Raw genomic sequence first — 17,051 nt, forward strand, 5'->3', positions numbered from 1 at the left:
CACAGCGCCTCCACGAGGGACAGGTCGGCAATGGAGCCCGATCTTGGCCGGTAAATGCCGTGCATCCTGCCATCGGCGGGAGGCGCTGTCAGCGGTGCGTACCGTCTCGGTTGTCCTTCGGTGTCCGCCGTCAGTTGTGTGTCCTGTGGCATTCCAGCTCGGCCCACACAGCGTGCCCCGTCACCGCGTCGGAGCCGCCCGTGCGGGCCTTGCGTATGCCCCAGTCGTCGGCGAGCACGCTCACCAGCAGGAGGCCCCTCCCGCTTTCGCCCTCGTCGTCTCCCAGGCGGGCACAGGCGGGGTTGTCGACGCGCATCGCGGAGCCGCCCCCGCCCTCATCGGTGACCTCGAGGCGCAGGCGCACTCCGATGACCCACAGCTCGCAGCTGACCTTTTCGCTGTCCGTGTGCCGAACGGCATTGGTGAACAGCTCCGACATCAACAGCTGTGCGTCGGCGCTGGATTCCTCGTCCACATACCATTCGCGGAGTCTCTCCAGCACACGCGCGCGGGCGACGGCGACAGAGGTGTTCCGAGCCGGCAGATGGAACGCGTCACGCAGCGGGCGGGTCTTCGGCGCGCCGGCAGGCCGGTGTTCTAAAGGCAGGGCGTCATGGGGGGCAGCCACAGGCTCCACTATGCGGTTCGCCACTCGCGTATGGCAAGGATCAATCTGTAAATTGCAGAAGTACGATTGACAGGGTGTGCACGTGGGATGCCCCGTGCCAAACTTCCCTCTGTCGATGTCAGTTGGAGGGGAGCGACTGTGGCGGACTCGCGGACGGGTGGCGGAGCGCCCACCGTGCTGCGCGTGGTGCTGGGCAAGAGGCTTCAGCACCTGCGGGAGAGTGCCGGAGTGACGTTCGAGCAGGCGGCAAGGGCCCTCGACGTCACCCATGCCACCATCCGCCGGATGGAGAAGGCCGAGGTCGGTCTGAAAGTCCCCTACGTGGAGAAGCTCCTGCGCACCTACGGGGTGACCGAACAGGGGGAGATCGACGGCTTCGTCTCGCTCGCGCGCGAGGCGAACCAGCCCGGCTGGTGGCACCGCTACCGCGACGTGCTGCCCGAGTGGTTCAGCGTCTTCGTGAGCCTGGAGAGCGAGTCGGAGGTCATCCGCTCCTACGAGCCGCATTACGTTCCCGGGCTGCTGCAGACCGAGAGCTATGCCAGGGCGGTGCTGCGCGCCGGTATGCCGCATGCCGCCGAGAGCGAGATCAAACGCGGTGTCGCACTGCGCATGGAACGCCAGACGGTGCTCACCAGGGAGACGAACCCGCCGCTGCTGTGGTCCGTCATCGACGAGACCGTCCTGCGCCGCCCCCTCGGCGGCCCCGATGTCATGCGCGAACAGATCGACTACCTGCTCCAGGCCATGGAACGGCCGAACGTGGCGCTGCAGATCATGCCGTTCAGCGCGGGCCCCCACCCGGCCATGTACGGCCCCTTCCACCTCTTCCGGTTCCCCCTCGACGAGCTGCCCGACATGGTCTGCGCCGAGAGCCTTGTCGGCGCGGTCTACTTCGACCAGCGCGACGACGTCAGCATGTTCCTCGAGGCGCTGGACCGGATGAGCGCCCAGGCCGTGCCCCTGGCGCGGACCCGGGCGGTCCTGAGTGCACTGCGCAAGGAGATCTGAACCATGGGTCGTATCTACAACGGGATGCCTGCCGCACACCTGGGCAGCGAGGGCTGGCGCAAGCCCTGGAGCGGGGGGAACGGGGGCAGCTGCGTGGAAGCGCTGGAGCTGGCCGACGGACGTGTCGCACTGCGCCAGTCCACCGACCCCGACGGCCCCGCACTCATCTGCAGCCGGAGCGACATATCAGGCTTCATCCGAGCAGCCAAGGCGGGCGAGGCCGACTTCCTGGTCGCCTGACCGCACCTCCGGACCGCACACCAGACCGAACAGACCGACGAGACGGAGAAGAGCGTGTCGGAGGCCGGCTTCAGCCCGGAACAGATTGACACCAACAGGCCGCACCCGGCCCGGATGTACGACTACTACCTGGGAGGAAAGGACAACTACGAGGCCGACAGGGACGCTGCGGCCAGGATTCTCGCCACCCTGCCGGACGTGGGGATCACGGCCCGCAGCAACCGCGACTTCATGCACCGTGCCGTGCGGGCGGTGGTCGAGCGGGGCGTCCGCCAGATCATCGACATCGGCACCGGCATCCCCACCTCGCCCAACACCCACGAGGTGGCTCGTGCCGTCGATCCCAAGGTCCGCGTCGCCTACGTGGACAACGACCCGATCGTGGCCGCCTACGCGGGAGCCAAGCTGATCAACTCCGGCAACGCCGGCTTCGTGCTCGGAGACATCCGCGATCCCCAGGGCATCCTCGACCACCCGGTCACCCAGGAGCTCATCGACTTCGACCAGCCGGTCGCCCTGATGCTCCTCGCGGTGTTGCACTTCGTCACCGACGCCGAGGACGCGGTCGGTATCGTGCGCGCCCTGACCGAACGGCTGCCAGAGGGAAGCCACCTCGTCCTCAGCCACGGCACCGCGGACTTCAACGACAACAAGGGCTTCGGCCAGGTCGCGCGGGTCTACAACGAGGAGTCGACCGCCAGCGCCCAGTGGCGGACCGGCGAGGAGATCGCGGTCTTCTTCGAGGGGTTCGACCTGCTGGAACCCGGCCTGGTGCAGCTCCCCCTGTGGCGGCCCGACGGGCCCGTGCCCGGTGGCGAGGAACTCACCCGTCACATGGGCTACGGCGGCGTCGGCGTCAAATGAGGCGTTCCCCGGGCCATCGGAGGCTCTGTCCTCGCCGGCCTTGAGCCTTCCTGTGCGGGCCGGGTCGCCCCGGCCCGCAGTACATCAGCTGCCCTGGCGTCGGCCGGGGCACCTTCGACGGATCAGCTCCTCTCGACCGTGCCGACCTCGCGGAAGGTGAAGGAGAAGCGGGCGGGACGCACTGCCAACTGGTACTGCGGCAGCACACCGGGCCCGCAGGACTGCGAACCGATGCCCTGCATCCCGTGGTCGAGGTTGACCCACACCGTCTGCCCGGGCACCAGATCCGTGGTGTGCCCCGCGGTGTCCAGGTGCTCGCTCGTCCAGCGGCGCGCGGTGAACCAGCACCAGGCGTCCTCGGACTCGATCCGCAACCCCGGACCCTGTGGCCCGCGCCTCAGCTCCGCCCAGCGGACATGCGGCCGGGCGCCGTTCTCCTGGGGGCGTACGTAGGGCGTCTGGAGCCCGTCCACCGTGCTGCGCCACCGTCCCGTGAGGGCGGCGGCGGAGGTGTCCGGATAGCCCTCACCCGGTCCGCCGCCGAACCAGGTCGCGTAGCCGTACCTGGAGGGCAGCCCCAGGCGCACTCCGAGCCGGGGCAGCGGGAAGTCCCAGTCGCCCTCCGGCTCGACCGTGACCGTCAGCCGTACCTGGTCGGCCGTTCCGGTCCAGCGGTAGACGGTGCGCAGCCCCAGTGCGGAAGCGGCCGGGGCGACCCGTGAGCGCACGACGAGCGCATCCGGGGTCGGCTCCACGCCTTCCGTCCGGTGCCGCATCCGGTGCAGTCCGTGGCGCCGCCACAGCGGCCCCATCCGTACGTCCGGCTGGAAGGGGGCGCCGTCGTCGTTGTCGGTCGTCGCCCGCCACACATCGAGCCGGGGCCCCCGCAGCGGGACGCCTCCCAGGCGCAGCAGGACGCCGCTGTGCGCCGCGAAGAGCGCCGGGCCCAGCCGGATGTGCCCGGCATCCCGCACGTCGCTCTCAGAGCCTTCAGGGGCCTCCAGGCGGCGCGGAGCGGCAGGGGCCGACGGCAGCCTCGCGGGCACGGCCTCCCGTGCCTCGGCTGCGGGCAACTGGCCCCAGGCGACCGGGTGCCCGCGTGGCGCCCATGCCGTCTCCTGGACGAGAACGGCACGTACTGTCCACCACGCCTCTCCGGCGCGACCGGTCTCCGGGGCGGCGGGCAGCGGCAGCTCCACGCTTTTCCCCGGCGGCACCGGTGCCTCGGGCAGGGGCAGCATGCCCCCGCTCACCTGCTCGCCCTCGATCTCATACGACCAGGAGAAGGCGAGGTGGGACAGGTCGGCGAAGTCGTACAGGTTGGTGATCAGTACGCTCCCGCCCGTCGATCCGGGCCGGATGCGGACCGGTTCGATCACCTTCTTGTACTCGGTCAGCCCGGGGGACGGCGTGCGGTCGGGGAAGACGAGACCGTCGCAGACGAAATTGCCGTCGTGCACCTCCTCGCCGAAGTCGCCCCCGTAGGCGAAGTACGACCGTCCGTCCCTGGCGCGGTGTTCGAGACCGTGATCGATCCACTCCCACACGAAGCCGCCCTGACAGCGTTCATGGGTCTCGAAAAGGCGCTGGTACTCGCTCAGTCCACCGGGGCCGTTGCCCATGGCGTGCGCGTACTCGCACAGGATGAACGGCAACGAGTGCCGCCGCGCGTCCGGCTCGGCGTCGCCCGCCGCGCACTCCGCACGCAGGCCCGCCAGGTCCACCTCGGCATGGGACGCGTACATGCGGGAGTGGAAGTCACTGTCCTGGTAGGAGGGGTCGTTCTCGTAGTGCAGAGGGCGTGAGGGGTCCCGTTCGCGGATCCAGCGAGCCATCGCGGACAGGCCCTCTCCGCTCCCGCATTCGTTGCCCAGGGACCACATGACGACAGAGGGATGGTTCTTGTCGCGCTCGACCATGCGTGCGGCCCTGTCGAGCAGCGCGGGGGTCCACCGCTGGTCGTCCACCGGGTTGCGCACGTCCTTCAGCGCGAGGAAACCGTGCGTCTCCAGGTCGCACTCGTCCATCACCCACATCCCCAGTTCGTCGCACAGATCGAGGAAGGCCGGATGCGGCGGGTAGTGACTGGTGCGGACGGCGTTGATGTTGTGCTGTTTCATCAGCTCCAGGTCACGGCGCATCGTCGCGAGGTCCAGGGCGCGGCCGGTCCTGGGATGGAACTCGTGACGGTTGACGCCGCGCAGCAGCACTCTGCGGCCGTTGACGGTGAAGAGCCCGTTCTCGACGGCGACGGTGCGGAAACCGATCCGCAGCCGGATCCGCTCCTGGCCCGCGGTCAGTTCGGCGTCATAGAGCCGCGGAGTCTCCGCCGTCCACGGTTCGACCTGCGCCGTCCCGGTCCGGCCGGTGGGCAGGTCGAGCCCGAGTTCCGGCACGGTGACCCGTCCCGGCGGAACGGATTCCACGCGCAGGGTGCCGCGGCCCGTGGTGTGGTCGTAGTCCGCGTGCACCGTGTGGTCCCGCGCGGAGCCGGGGGGACGGTGCAGCAGGGTGACCTCCCGGAAGATGCCGGGCAGCCACCACATGTCCTGGTCCTCCAGGTAGCTCCCGGCGGACCATTGGTGCACCCGTACCGCGAGAACGTTGCCGCGCGGCCTCAGCAGGGACCCGACGGCGAACTCGTGCGGCATCCGGGAGCCCTGGAAGGTTCCCAGCTCCTGTCCGTTCAGCCACACCCGTGCGCAGGACTCCACGCCCTCGAAGCGCAGCAGTGTCTCCCCAGCGCTGTCCTCGGCACCGGTGGCGCCGTCGCGGAGAGCGGCGTCCGCCGCGGACAGTGGCCAGTCCTGGGGGAGGTCGAAGACGTGACGGTGGTCGCCGGTGGGGTTCTCGTCGGGCACACGCGGTGGGTCGACGGGGAAGGGGTACGGCACGTTCGTGTACGCGGGCGAACCGTGCCCGTGGAGCACCCAGTGGGAGGGCACGGGGAGTTCGGCCCACTGGGAGTCGTCGTAGTCCGGCTCCGCGAAGGCCGCGGTGTGCGTCTCGGCGGCGGACGACAGACGGAACTTCCACGCGGTTCCGGTCAGTGCGAGCCTGCGCGCGTCGGAGCCGGGCGCCCATGCGCGGGGCGGCAGGCAACCGGTGCCGGGGGAGACATCCTCGTAGTAGGGGAGGGTCGGGGGAGAGGCGGGGCGGGATGGACGGGGCGGACCGGCGTGCCGGGAAGTCCTCATGCATCTCCTCGGTTTCTGTGCGTTCCTGTGTCTTCTCTCCCACCCGGAGCCACTGAGGCATGCCTGTCCAACAACCGGATCGCATGGAGTGAGCACTTCATGACAGAGTGATGTGTATGACTGTGCCGCCACCGCCGAGCAGGCCACCGGGCAACCCGCCGCCTCCCGCTCAGCCGCCGGCCGGTTTCGGGCCTCCAGGGGCCGGCGGATTCGGGCCACCGGGGACGGGCGGTTTCGGTCCGCCGGGGTCCGGGCCGGGAGTTTGGCCACCTCCTCCGCCGCCGGGAGGCGGGAACAGGGGCAGGGTGGTGGCCGCCGTCGTCGCGGCCGCGGTCGTCGCCCTGGCGCTCATCACGGCGTCGGTCCTCTATCTGACAGGCGGAGACGGCGGGAAGAGCGAGTCGGCGGGTGACAAGCCCTCCTCCTCTCGTACACCCTCCCACTACGAGGAAGAGACCGGGCAGCCTTCCACGGAGCCGTCGGACGACGGGCAGGCCACCGATTTCCCCGCGCCCGGTGAGGAGGACGGACTGCCTTCCGAGGAGCCCGACGACAGCGTGAGCGACGTACCACTGCCCTCCTTCCTGCTCCAAGTGGGGGACTGCTACGACCGCTCCGCGGAGCGCGAGGGCGCGGTGGAAACCCGCGACTGCGACGGCCCGCACGACGCCGAGGTCGTCAGCCGGAAGAAGATCACGGGTGACTACGGCACCGACGACGCGGTGCGCAGGCGGGCCGACGCGCTGTGCCGTTCCGTGCTGCGCGACAAGGCGGCCAAGCAGCCGGGCGGCACGGTGGGCGGAACGCTGATCTCCTACCCGAAGGCGGAGAACGTCGGCAGGGGCTTCGACCACGTCACATGCTCTCTGACGGCGGGCAAGGGCGAGAAACTCAACAGACCCTTGTCCTGACGGAAGCGGGGTAACGTGCCCGCCGCGCCTCAACACACGGCTTCGGGCACGCAGTTGAGTTGGCATGGACGCGTCCACTGCGGGGTAAGTCCGCTGCGACCGATGTGACAGCTGTTCCTTCCGTGCCATCCATGAGAGGTGCCATGAAGCTGCGCAGATGGGCGTCCACGGCCACCGCCGCCGCCCTCTTCCTCGGACTGTCCTCCCTCACCGGTGCCACCTCCGCATCGGCCGAGGAGGCCCCCGCCACGGGCTACGTCGCGCTCGGCGACTCCTACTCCTCAGGAGTGGGCGCCGGCGACTACGACGGCAGCGACTGCAAGCGGAGCGCGAACGCCTACCCCAAGCTCTGGAACGCCGCCAACTCCCCCTCCTCCTTCGACTTCACGGCCTGCTCGGGCGCGCGTACGGACGACGTACTCGCCGGCCAACTCGGGCCCCTCAACACCTCCACCGGCCTGGTGAGCATCAGCATCGGCGGCAACGACGCGGGCTTCGGCGACGCCATGACGACCTGCGTCACCCAGGGCGAGAGCGCCTGCCTGGCACGCGTCCAGGAGGCACGCACCTACATAGCCGACACACTCCCCGGCAAGCTGGACACCGTCTACGACGCGATCCGCGCCAAGGCACCCTCGGCCAAGGTCGTCGTGCTGGGTTACCCGCACATGTACAAGCTCGACGGCGACTGCGCGGTCGGCATCAGCGAGAAGTCCCGCGAAGCCATCAACGCCGCCTCGGACGACCTGAACGAGGTCACCGCCAAGCGTGCCGCCGACCACGGTTACAGCTTCGGCGACGTGCGCCCCGCTTTCTCCGGGCACGAGATCTGCTCGGGCGACGAGTGGCTGCACAGCGTCACCCTCCCGGTGGACGAGTCCTACCACCCGACCGCCGCCGGGCAGTCCGGTGGCTATCTCCCGGTGCTGGAGGGACTCGCCTGACACCGGCGTCCGTGTGCGCCGCCGCCCTTCCCGACGCGGGGCGGCGGCACACACGCACGGTCAGCCCGCCTCGGTGAACGCCTCCTCGCCACTCGCCAACGCGACCGCCAGAGCGGCCGCCGGGTCGCGCTCCGGGCCGCCCACGGGCCACCACACGCGCCCATGCCTGCGATAGGGCCACCAGCGTCCGTCCGGCCCGTGGCGCAGCTGTGCGTCCGCTCCTGGCACCGTCCAGCGGGCTCCCGTTCTCCGCAGCACGGGGCGGCCCTCCTCCTCGGTCCAGGCGGCGTCGAGCTGTTGCTGTGCCCGCTCCAGCGCCTCCGGCGCCGGCGAGGTGTCACCGGCCAGTACGGCCAGCGCTTCGGGCCCGCCGAATCCCCAGGCACGTACGGCCGCCTCCAACTCCCCCTCCCTGCGCCCGCAGCCTTGGGCGAGCCGCTTCATGACGGTGCTGGAGGGCCGGGCGGCAGCGAGCCGCACCGCGTCCTCCCACACCGTCAGCGGGCGTGCTGCCGGGCGGGTCGCGTGGTCCGGGGAGAGAGCCTCCGCGAGCATCCGCCGGGCCCTTGAGGCGGCGTCCAGTGCCAGAAAGTCCAACGCGTCGACGTCCAGCCCCGGCGCACCCGACGTACCGCCCTCCAGCGCCGCCGGCTGTCCTGTCTCCGCCACGGGTCCCGGGGCCGGCGGCAGCGGCGGCAGCACCGCCCCCAGGGCGAACGCCTCCGCCGCGTCCACCCCCTCCGGCCCGTCTTCCGAGCCACCGGTCCCCGCGGCCAGTCCGTCGGCATCCTCCGCGGCCCGGGCGGCACTGCGCGCCTGGAGCGTCTCCACAAGCTCCTGTTCCGCCCGGCCGCGCAGCAACAGCAGGGCGAACGGATCCTCATCCAGCAGCCGGGCCATCTGATAGCTGAGAGCGGCCGTGTGCGGGCAGTGGTCCCAGGAGCCGCATGTGCACTCAGGGTCCAGGTCACCGATCCCGGGCAGCAATTCGAGCCCCGCGTCGGCGGCGTCCTCCACGAGGCGGGGCGGCATCTCGCGGTCCAGCAGAGCGGCGATGTGCCCTGACTGCTCGACGATCACGTCCAGCAGCCGGTCCCACTCGCCCTCGTCCAGCTCACGCAGCAGGACGTCCGCTCTGAACGGCGTCCGGTCGGCACCGAGCACGACCGAGGTGATGCGGCCAGGACGTACGGAGACGGCACCCACCGCGCCTTGCCGGGCGAGCGCGCGGCCCTGCTTGAGCTGCTTGCCGTCCAGCGCTGTCTCTTCCAGCGCCGTCAGCCACGTCTGGCCCCACCAGGTGCGGGTGAAACCGCGTCCCCGGGCGGGCGGCAGTGGCGCGAAAACGCGTTCCCGCGTGTCCGCACCGGACTCCTCCGTGAGCCCGTTCCCTTCGGTCGTGAGGTCGTCTGCGCTCATCGCTCCCCCTTCCGCAGCTCGACCAGGTCCGCGAGTTCCGCGTCGGTCAGTTCGGTCAACGCGGCCTCACCGGAACCCAGCACGGCGTCCGCGAGAGCCTTCTTGCGGCGCAGCATGTCGGCGATACGGTCCTCGATCGTCCCCTCCGCGATGAGCCGGTGGACCTGTACGGGCTGTGTCTGGCCGATCCGGTAGGCGCGGTCGGTCGCCTGGGCCTCCACAGCCGGATTCCACCAGCGGTCGTAGTGGATGACATGGCTGGCCCTGGTGAGGTTGAGCCCTGTTCCCGCGGCCTTGAGGGAGAGCAGGAACACCGGCGCGGCGCCCTCCTGGAAGCGGCGCACCATCTCCTCGCGGCGCGTGACGGGAGTGCCGCCGTGCAGACACTGGGTGGCCACACCCCGTGCGGCCAGGTGCCGTTCCAACAAATGCGCCATCCGCACGTACTGGGTGAAGACCAGCACGCTCGCCTCCTCGGCCAGGAGGGTGTCGAGGAGTTCGTCCAGCAGTTCCAGCTTCCCCGAGCGGCCGGTCAGCGGACCGTCGTCCTCCTTGAGATACTGCGCCGGGTGGTTGCAGATCTGCTTCAGCGAGGTGAGCAGCTTGACCACCAGGCCCCGCCGCTCGATACCTCCTGTCCCGCGCAGCGCCTCCAGGCTCTCGCGGACCACGGCCTCGTACAGGGCGGCTTGTTCGGTCGTCAGCGAGACCGCACGGTCGGTCTCCGTCTTGGCCGGCAGCTCAGGCGCGATCCCCGGGTCGGTCTTGTGCCGGCGCAGCAGGAAGGGCCGGACGAGCCGTGACAGCCGCTCGGCCGCCGCGGGGTCGCCGCCCTCCGCCGCGTCGGCGTAGCGCCTGCGGAAGGTGCCCAGGCGCCCCAGCAGCCCGGGGGTGGTCCAGTCGAGGGCCGACCACAGTTCCGAGAGGTTGTTCTCGACGGGCGTGCCGGTCAGCGCCACCCTGGCCCGCGCGGGGAGAGAGCGCAGCGCTCTGGCGGTGGCGGCGAACGGGTTCTTCACATGCTGGGCCTCATCAGCGACGACCATGCCCCACGCCTCGTCCGCTGCGGGGAGCAGCCGCGCCGCGTCCAGCCGCATGGTGCCGTAGGTCGTGAGGACGAACTCGCCCTCGCGCAGTTCCTCCAGAGAGCGGCCCGGACCGTGGTAGCGGCGTACGGGTGTCCGGGGGGCGAACCGCTCGATCTCCCGCTGCCAGTTGCCGAGCAGCGAGGCGGGGCAGACCACCAGGGTCGGGCCCGCTGTCGCCGCGCTCTCCTGCCGGCGCAGGTGGAGCGCGATGAGGGTGATGGTCTTGCCCAGGCCCATGTCGTCGGCCAGGCACGCACCGAGCCCGAGCGAGGTCATACGGTGCAGCCAGTCGAGCCCGCGCAACTGGTACTCACGCAGTTTCGCTCTGAGCTGTGCGGGCGGCGGCAGTGGAGGTTCTTCGCGGCGTTCGGGATCGGACAGCCGCTCGCGCAGCGCCTCGAGCCACCCGGTCGCCTCCACCTGGACGCGCTCGCCGTCCCTCTCCGTAGTGCCGGTCAGGACGGCGTCCAGCGCTTCGAGAGTGCCCACCTTGCGGTCCTCGCGCAGGCGTGCCGCCCGGACCTGCTCCGGGTCGATGAGCACCCACTGGTCGCGCAGCCGCACCAGGGGCCGCCCTGCCTCGGCGAGCCGGTCCAGTTCCGCGCGGGTCACCTCCTGGTCCCCGACAGCGAAGCGCCAGTCGAAGCTCAGGAGTGCCTCCGGGGAGAGCAGGGACGGGAGCCCCGAACCCTCCATGCCGTGCTCCGTGGCATCCAGGTCCGGCCCGCCCGCCTCGTCGGCGGGACCGATCACGGCACGGGAAGTCAGCGAGCGCGCGAACTCGCGTGGCCAGTGCACCTGGATACCGGCGGCTGCAAGAGCGCGCGGTACCGAGGTTCCGAGCAGTTCTGCGACCTCCTCGTCGGCCAGTTCGATCGCGTCGGGGACGGCGGCCGACAGCAACGGGGTGAGAGCATCCCAGGCCGCTGCCGCACGGCGCAGCGTGAGCAGTGTCGTCGTGCGCGCTCGTGGCCCGAACCGCCGCGCCGTGTGCGAGGTGCCCGCCCACACCTCGGCGGCGTCCGCCACCAAGGTGCTGTCATCCCAGGCGTGCAGTTGCAGCACCCCACGGAAGACCGGCCGGGGGCCGGCCGCATCCGAGGGGCGCTCGGTCGCTTCCATGGGGTGCGAGCCCGTCCTGTCCGTGGCGGGGAGAGGCGCTTGCGCATCCAGCGCGCCGGGCGACGGGGGGAGCCCGCTGATCTCGATGCGCAGCGAGAGCCGCACACCGGCGTCGACTCCGGCGGCCACCTCCGCAGCCCACTCGCGCAGCTCGGGCACGGCATGGGGCTCCTCGTCCGCGAAGGCAGGCGTCCCTGCCGCCAGCGGAGCCGCCGGGGTACGGGGGAGCGCGTCGGCCACGGCGTCCAGGAACGCCCGCACCAAAGGCTCCGGCGCGGGCATGCGCGGGGGACCGTCCCCGGGGAGCGGAACAGCGTGCGCGTTGGGCGGCATGGCTGCCGCCAGGTCACCGATGACGACGCTGTCCTCGGCATGAAGGGGAGCCAGCCGCCAGGCGTCGTGGTCCTGCTGACTCAGCCCGGGCAGCAGGCGTCCCATTGCGGCCAGGCGGAGGGCGTGCAGCGTAGCCGCGCCCCAGAACACCACCGTGGGGTCGGCCTGCGGCTCGTGGCGAGCGGACTGCTCCGGGGACGTGAGAGCGCTGTCCGGTCCCCACGCGGCATAGGCGCGGCTGAGAAGCGGAAGGGCCGCCTGTACGGGGAGCGTGACCGCGGGCACGGTCCGTGTTCCGACACCGTCGTCGCCGGGCGTCACGACGGTCAGTTCCACGGACTCGGCCGCGAGGTCTTCGGCAAGAAGGGCGGGAGGTGTGCTGTCCGGGTGCCAGAAGGCGATTCGTGAGCGGCGTGGCGGATCGGCCGGCAAGAACGCGGCCACGCAGTGGGTGAGCTGGGACGACCAGGAGGGGACTGCCAGGGTCTCGGCCACAGTGCGACGCATTCCTCAAATTTGACTAGCGAGTGGGCGGCCGAGGGTACAGCACGCGAGTCGGAAGCGAGAACCGAATCGAGAAAGACCTTGTGGGCTGTGGTCTCGCAGGCGGGAGGGAACCTGCCGTGCCCGAATGGCGTTCAATGGAAGGAGAGGCGGAGCACTGTGGCTGCGGCAGCAGCGAGCCCCGCCGGTGCGGAGGAGGAAGCGAAATGACCAACCGAGCCAAGATCGCTGTGGGCGGGGTCGCGGTAGGGCTGCTCCTGTGGTGGCTGACCTCGTTCTGGATCGCGCTGCTGGTGATCGTCGGTGTGCCCGCGGTTGCCTACCTGGCGCTGGACCCCTCGCAGCGGCGCAGGCTGCGCAGAGTCAGCCGCAAGGAGCTGGGCCGCTAGCCATCCGTCGGCGTGCCCGGCGCCGCCCAGCCTGCCGCTGACGGCGGGGCTGCCAGGGCAGCGCCTCAGACGGCTGCCCAGGCTTTCGGGCCACGAGGAGGGCTAGGCAGCTGGGCGAACCGCGATGCTGTCCAGAGCCGAGAGCAGGTGCGGCAACTCGCGTCCCCGGCCGACCGGGCGCACTTCGCCGGGGGCCTCGTCCAACAGGACGAACGCGATGTCGTCGGTACGTGCCACGACGCTCCAGCCCGGACCGTCCGCCCTCAGCGTGCGCGCGTCGCCGGAGGCGAAGGCGGACCGTATACGACCCGGCGGCGGAGGAGTCTCCAGATAGCCCCGCATCTCTTCCAGGACGCGCCGCACCTGGTCATCGGGCTCCGCACCCGACTCCACGAACTCCACGTCCTCCTCCACCTGCGCCCGCCACTGCGCCCACTGGAGGGCGATCTCGTCCGCGCCGAGACGCCGCTGAGCGGGCCCCCACCGGGAGGTGTCCGGCGGCGAGAGAAGCACAGCGCTCCCGTCGCCGCCCGGTTCCGGTTCCGGATCGTGAGGGGAGGGCACGCCCGGGGCTGAGACGGTCAGCGCCAGCGGCCAGCCGGGGAGCACGGTGGACACGGAGCGTTCGTTCGGAGACAGGTCGTACTCCATGCCGCAGTCCCAGGCCGCCACGGCACAGGCCACCTGTGTCACGTCCTCGGTCACCACGGTCCAGCGCGCACCCGACTCGTCCTGGCCCAGGACCAGTCCGTAGCCCTCGGCGTACGGCTCCAGTCCCAGTGCCGCGCAGACAGCGGGGTAGTCGTCTCCCAGCACGCTCGGGAACTGCGCGGGTGTCAACAGGACGGCAGTCAGCACATAGAGCGAATCTTCCTGGCCCGTACTCACCGGTGGCCTCCCCTTCTTACCGGATCCCGGTGACCATAGCTGCCGAGAGGCGTCCGCGACAGATGCGAGGGTGTCGCGGCAGACGCCAGACCCGAGGGGACCCAGGAGACCCGAGGGGACCCAGGAGAGGGGCACGACGTGGGGCGCTACGACCGACTCAGGTACATCCTCCAACTCGATCCGGAGCGTGAGGCGCATGTCATCTACCGCCTGATCGCGGCCTACGAGTTCCCCTGGGACATCGCTCGCGCTCTCGAACTCGCCCTGTACCGCACCTACGCCGTGCCCAGCATCGGCGGGCTGTTGGCGGAGACGGCAGAGCTGACCGACCGTACGCAGAAGCGCTACGACGACACGGCACTCCTGCTCGACGCCGTCGTCGAGCACGGCTTCGACAGCGTGCACGGGCGCACCGCCATCCGGCGCATCAACCAGATGCATCGCTGCTACGACATCTCCAATGAGGACATGCGCTATGTGCTGTGCACGTTCGTTGTCATGCCGAAGAGATGGCTCGACTCCTACGGCTGGCGGCGACTGACAGAGCATGAGCTGCGCGCGGTCGCCCAGTACTACCGCACGCTCGGACGGCACATGGGCATCCAGGACGTACCGCGCGACTACGAGGAGTTCGAACGGTTCCTCGACGAGTACGAGGAGGCGCACTTCGGCTGGGACGAAGGGGGCCGGAGAGTCTCGGACTCCACGCTCGACCTGATGGCCTCGTGGTATCCGCGGCCTCTCGCGCCCCTGGTGCGCGGCGCCAGTCTCGCTCTGCTGGACGACTCGCTGCTGAGGGCGTTCCGCTACCCGGAACCGCATCCCGCCGCCCGTCGGCTGACACGCGGTGCACTGCGGTTCCGGGCCCGTACCGTGCGATTGCTGCCGCCTCGCCGCAGCCCGCACTTCGGCCGGCAGAACCCGGAGATCAGGAGCTACCCCGGCTATCCGGAGGGCTACCGGGTAGCGGACTTGGGCACCTTCCCGGGCCGGGGCGGCTCCGGCCTGCCTGCCTGCCCCGTACCGCACTCGACCGACCAGCCACCTGAGTGAGAGGGCTCCCCGTCACGCTCCGAGGGCGGGTCCGGCTGCGAGGGCCGCCGCCCGCGCGGCCTTCCTGGTTCGGCCTACTCCCGTACCGCCAGCGCCAGATACCGGTCGTCCTCGTCCACGTAGGACACAAGACGCCAGCCGGTCGCCGCGAGCAGTGCGCGGAGTCTCGGTTCGGCCCGGATGTCGTCCGCGGTGATCTGCCGCCCCTGGCGGGCAGCCAGTGCGGCGCGGCCCACCGGGTGGAACAGCGCGAGACGCCCTTGCGGCCTTACGACGCGGGCCAGTTCGCGCAGCCCGGTCTCCGGTCCCGGGAGGTGGGAGATGAGACCCGCACCGAAGACCGCGTCCAGGGACCCGTCCCGCAGTGGCAGGCGGGCGACGTCCGTGAGCAGGAGAGAGGCACTCCGCGCGCGCCCGGCCGTCACGACCTGCCGCAGCATCGCCGGGGTGAGGTCGGCTCCGAGGACCGTACCGTCCGGGCCCACCGCGGTGCGGAGCAGGGGAAGCGCCCGACCGGTGCCGCAGCCGGCGTCCAGGACCGTCTCGCCGGGCCGCAGGCCCACCTCGGCGATGGCAGCGGCATAGGCGGGACCGTCTTCGGGGAAACGGGCGTCCCAGCGTGCGGCCCTCTCGGTGAAGAACTCCCGTACGGCGCGCCGGTCGTCGGTCAAGTCGTGTGTCATCCCCTCATCCTCGCTCTTCCGTCGTACGCTCGGGATCCGTCGGAGGCCGGTCGTCCGCAACAATCCGGTGATACGGCTGTGACAGGAGCGACAGGGGTGTAACTGTGCGCAACTGAACTGGACCTTATGGTTGCTGACGGTGCTCTCGTGGGTAAGGGTGGCACGGCAGATGCCGAGACAAAGGGGGCGCGGGGTGGCACTGAACACGGGACTCGACTGGTTGCTGGACGACCTCACGAAGCGGATCTCGTCGGTCCGGCATGCGCTGGTCCTCTCCACCGACGGACTCGTGACAGGTAGCAGTCAGGAACTCGATCGCGAGGACGCCGAGCATCTGGCAGCGGTCTCCTCCGGCCTGCACAGCCTCGCCAAGGGATCCGGCCAGTACTTCAAGGCGGGCCGGGTTCGCCAGACCATGATCGAGTTCGACGAGGGCGTGCTCTTCGTGACGGCGGCGGGCGACGGCAGTTGTCTGTGTGTCCTGACGGGAGCCGAAGCCGACATCGGCCAGGTCGCCTACGAGATGACGCTGCTGGTCAACCGGGTCGGGGAACACCTCGGAGTCGCCGTGCGAAACGGCCACTGACCTGCGATTCCTCAAGTTATCCACAGGCCCGGCGGGAACGGGCTCGAGAGGCTATCGTCGTCTTCACGCAAGGTGATCGAGCACTCACGGGGGAAGACGACATGCGAGAGAAGTCAGCTGGGCGCCGTTCGGCGGCGCCCGTCCCGCACGGGGACGGCGTGGCGCCGCGCACAGCCGCCATGGAACTGGGACTGCGGCTACGGGAATTCGAGTTGGCCGTACAGATCGACGAGGTGCGCACCGTGCCAGGGGCATCCGGTGGTGCCCGCAGGGTGCCACGGGAAGAGCTGGAGAGGATCAGGAACGCTCCGGACTTCCCCGGCGGGCTGCGTGAACGGCTGCGTGTCATGGGAGCGCAGGAGGCGTCCGAGCTGCTGGACATCAACCCCTCCCGCTTCGCCCGCCTCGCGAGGGCGGGATGCTTCAGTCCGGTCGGCTTCTACCTGAACCGGTACCGAACCCTGGTCTGGCTCTACCTGGCCGACGAGCTGCGGGATTTCGCGGAGAATCACGCCCCGCTGCTGACCGGACGCCTTCCCCAGGGCATGCGGACCGCACTGGAGGCAGGTGCCGACCACCGGGCCCGCAACTGGCGCACGAGGCGGGTTCGGCAGCTGATCCGGCACGCGGCGGGCCCCTGGGAGCGGGTCGCCGCCCGGGCGAGCGTGCTGGACGACGAGATCCTGGCCGAGACCGTGCCCGACCCCGGCGAACGGGCCAGGCTGAGGGCACTGCGCCCTCGCTTGCTGGAGACACGCACGGAGTCTCGGAGCAGCCGGGCACTGCTGGAAGAACTGTGCCTGGCCGAAGGGGAGGAGGAAATCCGATGGCACCGACTGATGCTGGACGCCGAACTGGAGGCGGCCAGGGCATCGGAACTGCCGGGGACCTCGGGCATCACGGGCTACCCCGCCGCACTCACTCCCGCTGATCCCCATCTCCTGTCTCACCGCGAACATCTCCCGTCCCACGGGGAACGGGCGGTGCTCCTGGGCGGTCCCGGAGAGCAAGCCGAGTCGGCGGACGAGGAGATCTTCCACCCCCGGCCGGGCCGGGAACACCGGCCCGATCCCGCTTCAGCACGCCCCGTCACGAGGAAGCCCGGCGCGGCCGCCTCCCGCCGGCGCTGGTATCTCCTGGGACGCCGCAAGCCCAAGCCCGCGGCGCGTCCGGCACAGTGACCAGACGTCC

At 70.5% G+C, this 17,051-nt stretch carries 15 protein-coding genes; 9 read left to right on the forward strand and 6 right to left on the reverse strand.

Annotation, left to right across the window (positions count from 1 at the left end; genetic code table 11):
• Nucleotides 1-130: 130 nt before the first annotated feature.
• Nucleotides 131-628 (reverse strand): ATP-binding protein, encoded by a 498-nt coding sequence (locus tag FM076_RS29540; protein ID WP_173873907.1) that lies wholly within the window; start codon nucleotides 626-628, stop codon nucleotides 131-133.
• Between the two features lie 138 nt (nucleotides 629-766).
• Here FM076_RS29540 and FM076_RS29545 point away from each other — a divergent pair, with 138 nt between their 5' ends.
• From FM076_RS29545 to FM076_RS29555, 3 genes are read left to right on the forward strand one after another with little or no spacing between them, the layout of a single operon-like run.
• Nucleotides 767-1,639, forward strand: a complete 873-nt coding sequence (locus FM076_RS29545; RefSeq protein WP_173873908.1) for a Scr1 family TA system antitoxin-like transcriptional regulator — start codon at nucleotides 767-769, stop codon at nucleotides 1,637-1,639.
• Between the two features lie 3 nt (nucleotides 1,640-1,642).
• Nucleotides 1,643-1,879, forward strand: coding sequence for a DUF397 domain-containing protein (locus FM076_RS29550; RefSeq protein WP_173873909.1), 237 nt, complete (start codon nucleotides 1,643-1,645; stop codon nucleotides 1,877-1,879).
• 54 nt (nucleotides 1,880-1,933) lie between these two features.
• Complete coding sequence (locus FM076_RS29555; protein ID WP_173873910.1) at nucleotides 1,934-2,743, forward strand: SAM-dependent methyltransferase; 810 nt, start codon at nucleotides 1,934-1,936, stop codon at nucleotides 2,741-2,743.
• A gap of 122 nt (nucleotides 2,744-2,865) precedes the next feature.
• Here the strand turns inward: FM076_RS29555 and FM076_RS29560 are convergent, their stop codons facing one another.
• Complete coding sequence (locus FM076_RS29560; protein ID WP_173873911.1) at nucleotides 2,866-5,940, reverse strand: glycoside hydrolase family 2 TIM barrel-domain containing protein; 3,075 nt, start codon at nucleotides 5,938-5,940, stop codon at nucleotides 2,866-2,868.
• Between the two features lie 308 nt (nucleotides 5,941-6,248).
• Between FM076_RS29560 and FM076_RS29565 the strand changes: the two genes are divergently transcribed.
• Both FM076_RS29565 and FM076_RS29570 read left to right on the forward strand, forming a co-directional pair.
• Nucleotides 6,249-6,851: a hypothetical protein gene (locus tag FM076_RS29565; RefSeq protein ID WP_173873912.1), complete on the forward strand. Its 603-nt coding sequence runs from the start codon at nucleotides 6,249-6,251 to the stop codon at nucleotides 6,849-6,851.
• A gap of 143 nt (nucleotides 6,852-6,994) precedes the next feature.
• A complete protein-coding gene (locus tag FM076_RS29570) occupies nucleotides 6,995-7,795 on the forward strand; it encodes an SGNH/GDSL hydrolase family protein (RefSeq protein ID WP_173873913.1) in 801 nt (266 codons plus the stop codon).
• A 60-nt stretch (nucleotides 7,796-7,855) separates the two neighbouring features.
• On the opposite strand, the gene FM076_RS29575 is transcribed toward FM076_RS29570, so the two are convergent.
• Nucleotides 7,856-9,214 (reverse strand): SWF or SNF family helicase, encoded by a 1,359-nt coding sequence (locus FM076_RS29575; protein WP_173873914.1) that lies wholly within the window; start codon nucleotides 9,212-9,214, stop codon nucleotides 7,856-7,858.
• A complete protein-coding gene (locus FM076_RS29580) occupies nucleotides 9,211-12,264 on the reverse strand; it encodes a DEAD/DEAH box helicase (protein WP_173873915.1) in 3,054 nt (1,017 codons plus the stop codon). Before FM076_RS29580 ends, FM076_RS29575 begins: the two co-directional genes overlap by 4 nt.
• A 203-nt stretch (nucleotides 12,265-12,467) precedes the next feature.
• Here FM076_RS29580 and FM076_RS29585 point away from each other — a divergent pair, with 203 nt between their 5' ends.
• Nucleotides 12,468-12,650, forward strand: coding sequence for a hypothetical protein (locus FM076_RS29585; RefSeq protein WP_173873916.1), 183 nt, complete (start codon nucleotides 12,468-12,470; stop codon nucleotides 12,648-12,650).
• 102 nt (nucleotides 12,651-12,752) lie between these two features.
• Here the strand turns inward: FM076_RS29585 and FM076_RS29590 are convergent, their stop codons facing one another.
• Nucleotides 12,753-13,538, reverse strand: a complete 786-nt coding sequence (locus FM076_RS29590) for a hypothetical protein (RefSeq protein ID WP_173873917.1) — start codon at nucleotides 13,536-13,538, stop codon at nucleotides 12,753-12,755.
• A gap of 138 nt (nucleotides 13,539-13,676) precedes the next feature.
• Between FM076_RS29590 and FM076_RS29595 the strand changes: the two genes are divergently transcribed.
• Nucleotides 13,677-14,591: an oxygenase MpaB family protein gene (locus FM076_RS29595; RefSeq protein ID WP_173873918.1), complete on the forward strand. Its 915-nt coding sequence runs from the start codon at nucleotides 13,677-13,679 to the stop codon at nucleotides 14,589-14,591.
• A 74-nt stretch (nucleotides 14,592-14,665) separates the two neighbouring features.
• Here the strand turns inward: FM076_RS29595 and FM076_RS29600 are convergent, their stop codons facing one another.
• Nucleotides 14,666-15,274, reverse strand: a complete 609-nt coding sequence (locus FM076_RS29600) for a class I SAM-dependent methyltransferase (protein WP_428815097.1) — start codon at nucleotides 15,272-15,274, stop codon at nucleotides 14,666-14,668.
• A gap of 193 nt (nucleotides 15,275-15,467) precedes the next feature.
• Between FM076_RS29600 and FM076_RS29605 the strand changes: the two genes are divergently transcribed.
• Complete coding sequence (locus FM076_RS29605) at nucleotides 15,468-15,860, forward strand: roadblock/LC7 domain-containing protein (protein WP_173873919.1); 393 nt, start codon at nucleotides 15,468-15,470, stop codon at nucleotides 15,858-15,860.
• A gap of 101 nt (nucleotides 15,861-15,961) precedes the next feature.
• On the forward strand, nucleotides 15,962-17,041 hold the full coding sequence (locus FM076_RS29610; RefSeq protein ID WP_173873920.1) for a DUF6397 family protein: 1,080 nt from the start codon (nucleotides 15,962-15,964) through the stop codon (nucleotides 17,039-17,041).
• Nucleotides 17,042-17,051 lie beyond the last annotated feature (10 nt).

The organism is Streptomyces albus subsp. chlorinus (assembly GCF_013302895.1).
GTDB lineage: Bacteria > Actinomycetota > Actinomycetes > Streptomycetales > Streptomycetaceae > Streptomyces > Streptomyces chlorinus.